Source organism: Streptomyces pathocidini (assembly GCF_001418495.1).
Classification (GTDB): domain Bacteria; phylum Actinomycetota; class Actinomycetes; order Streptomycetales; family Streptomycetaceae; genus Streptomyces; species Streptomyces pathocidini.
In genome coordinates, this window is record NZ_LIQY01000434.1 from 1 (window position 1) to 3,295 (window position 3,295).

A 3,295-nucleotide genomic window follows, 5' to 3' on the forward strand; every position below is an offset into this window, starting at 1 on the left:
CTGACCGCTGACCGCTGACCTGCTCGGCTGCGGGGCCCTGCTCACGGCTCCATGGGCGTGGGCGGGGTCCCGGCGTTTCAGACCGTGGCCGGTGAGGCCGCCGCCGGGGTCGGCTGGGTGGAGAGAGCCGCCGACGAGACGGGTGGGCCGTCCAGCGCGAGCCCTGGTTCGTGGGCGGCTATCTCGCGGGCCAGGGCCGCGCACTCCTCGTCATAGGCCGCGCTGACCGTCACCAGCGCCATGAAGTCGTGCACCAGCTGCAACTCCAGCTCCGCGCGCGGGATGTCGCGGTTGGCCAGCCAGGCCAGGGCTGCCATTTCTGCCAGATGAATCCAGGAGCGGACTGCCAGGGTGACACGCGGGCCGGGGGCCGTGACCCCGAGGTGGGCCAGCATGTGGTCGTACGCGGACCGGCGCACCTCGTCGATCGTCGCCGTCGCGCACTCCGAGCCGAGGGTCGAGCTGCCGCGCAGCAGCGCCTCGAACCCCGGGCCGTGGTCCGCGACGAAGTCGAAGAAGCGGCCCATCACCCGCAGCAGCCGCGCGCCGAGCGGACCTTCGCGCGGCTCGGCGAAGCGGCCGGTCAGTTCGTCGGCCGCGCGCCGCACCACCTCGTCGTACAGGCTGTGCTTGCCCGGGAAGTAGTGGTAGACGAGCGGGCGCGATATACCGGCGGCCGTCGCGATGTCGTCGATCGACACCTCTGCCGGGGGGCGCTGGCTGAACAGTTCCTGCGCCACGGCAATCAGCTGCTCGCGCCGTTCCTCTACGCCCATTCGGCGCCGGCGCACAACCCCAGTCGTCATGGGTTCACCCTAACGGGGCGTGTTTCGGGAGTGGGAGCCTGCCCGGGCGTACCCCGGGTCCAGCCCAGGGTCTGCCCCGGGCGCCGGGCTCCTATGCGCCCAACCCTCAGCGGAGCGCGCCGAGTTGCCCGCCGCCCGCCACGCGCCCCTTCAGCGCCGCACGCGCCCCCGGCCTCGCCGGGACCGCCAGCAGGTTGCCGTCCGCCTCGCCCCGTACGCCGCCCGACGCCGTGATGGACGCCACCTGCCCGCTCCCCGCGGCCAGTACGTACCACTGCCCGGTACGCGACTTCCACAGCACGCCCGCCAGGACGCGCGGTGCGCGGGGCCCACAGGCCGTCGTGTTCTCGGCCCGGGCCGCCACCGCCGCCGGACTGGCAGGCTTGGCAGCCGGCGGTAGGAACTGCGCCCAGACCCGACTGCCACGGCCCTGCCACGTCTCCGCGCGCGTGCACACCCAGGAAGCCGTGCCACCGCCACCCGGCAAGGGCTGCCGCGCGAACGGCCAGGCGTTGACCGCCCGTACGCCCATCCCGCGCACCTGCGGCAGCCGGCAGGCCGTACGCGCCCAGGCCGCCCGCGCCGCCCCGCTCTCCGACGCCTCCCGCGGCGGCCCGGCCGGATCGCCGTAGGTCAGCCGGGCAGGTGTCAGCTCTGCCAGGTCTGCCAGAACCTGCGGTGCCCGACTGCCAGCTGCCACCGGTGACACACGGACTTCCAGCGCGGGCCACGCACGGCACGCGGCAGTGGCAGACACGGTCGTGCCAGTCATGCCAGCCGTGGCAGCCATACTCGGCACCGGAGCCGTGACCCCGTCACCCGAGCGGCGCAGCGGCTCCCCGGCGGCCCCCGGCCGCAGCAGATCCCGCACCCGGGCCTCCGACACCCAAGGCGCCGTCAGATAGCGGACGTTGCCACCCGCGCGCCCGACCACCAGCGCCGCGGCCGACGCCGCCTCCGCCCCATCCGTCCGCGCGAAGTCCAGCACCGCGTCGCCGCGGTCACCGGGCCCCGCAGCGCCCGCGGCCGACGCCGGCTCTGCGTACCGCACCACCCGCAGCCCGTCGTACAGCAGTACCACCGCCGCCCGGTCCACCTCGCCCGCGTACAGCAACTGCGCGGGCCCGGGCGGCGGGCCCGAGGCCGTACCGGGCGTCGCCGAGACGCGCACCGACCCGCTCGGCCGCGCCCAGACCGCCAGCGCGCGCCGCAGCAGCGCCCGGTCGTCGACGCGGTCGCCGCGCGCGGGCCAGGTGGCGAAGCCCGTACGGTCGGCCGTACGCCACGCCGCCGGGGCCGACTTCGTCAGCGCGGCCGGGTCAAGGGCGGCCTCGGCGGCCGGGTTGCGGGCGTACGGCGGGGCGGCCGAACCGCTCGGCGCCCAGCCGTCGCCCGGCAGCCCCAGCAGCGTGCCGCAGACGACGACGGCCGCGGTGGCGGCGAGCGCCGCGCGCAGGTGCTGGCGGCGGCGCAGCAGGTCGGTGGGGCGGGCCTGCAGCGTGCAGGGGTCGAACTCCGGTGATTCCAGAAGGATTTCGTCCCAGCTGCCGTTGGGTACGGGCACGAGCGAGGCCTCGCTGAGCGCCGTCCGCGCGTCCCGCACCCCGGCCGCCTCCAGCAGCCGCCGGACCTCGCGGGCGGTCAGCCCCTCCAGGCTCCCCAGGACGTACGCGGCGCGGGCGGGCGGGGACAGCTCCGACAGGGCTTGGTCGAGGGCGAGTTCGTCGGCGCCGCCGGAGCGGGGGAACAGGTGCAGGCCCCACACCTGTGGCAGGAGAGGTGGCAGGGCTGCCAGGCGTGGCAGTCCCCAGCGCCGCCGCGGGGCACCCGCGGCGAGCGCGGCGCGCAGGACGCGCAGCCGGAGGAAGGCGTAGCCCGCGCCCGCCGAGCCGGTGAACTCCTCACCGCGTTGCACCGGTACGCGCGGCAGGCGGGGCAGTCCGCGCTCCGCGCCGCCGCCTGCGATGCCGCCCGCGCGCCCGCGCGGCAGGGCGCGCTGGGCGAGCGCGTGCGCGGTGAGGACGCGGCGGCTTCGGCCGAGGCCGGGAGGCAGGACGAGGTACGCGATGCGCACGAGCCGCGGATAGTGCTCGACGAGTGCGGCCTCGGCCTCCTCGAGCCCTACCGGCTCAACCGAGGGGGGCGCGTTCGTGGCTGTCGCTTCCCGTGAGGTCACATTCAGCTGAACGAGCGAATGGTCTTATGGTCACTCGGGTGCGTGGCGACGCGCCTTGCGCGTAGCGGTGAGCCATCGGCTCAGCCGGGTTGCGGGCATGCGTTCCACCAGGGGCCGAGGCCCCCGGACACAGTCTGGCGAGGGTGGGTACAACCCGGTCCACACCCGGCGACGCGCCGTACTCCGTTCCGGAAGGTGGCCGCTCCAGGCCGAAACGGGCCGCCGGACCTGACGGTTCCGTACGCGGGTCCACCCCCGTGGCCATGCTGTGCCCGCCGGACTGCGCTCCGTTGGCAGTCCGGCGGGCACAGCA

General features: G+C 75.7%; 2 protein-coding genes. Both read right to left on the reverse strand.

Annotated features, from left to right (window positions below; genetic code table 11):
• Positions 1–77 precede the first annotated feature (77 nt).
• Positions 78–806: a TetR/AcrR family transcriptional regulator gene (locus tag AOK16_RS19640; protein WP_079101568.1), complete on the reverse strand. Its 729-nt coding sequence runs from the start codon at positions 804–806 to the stop codon at positions 78–80.
• Between the two features lie 106 nt (positions 807–912).
• On the reverse strand, positions 913–2,982 hold the full coding sequence (locus AOK16_RS19645; protein WP_055473516.1) for a hypothetical protein: 2,070 nt from the start codon (positions 2,980–2,982) through the stop codon (positions 913–915).
• Positions 2,983–3,295: the final 313 nt, after the last annotated feature.

Excerpts from the sequence above, each read along its gene's own strand:
- AOK16_RS19640 (WP_079101568.1), bottom strand. The coding sequence starts at position 806 with ATGACGACTGGGGTTGTGCGCCGGCGCCGAATGGGCGTAGAGGAACGG.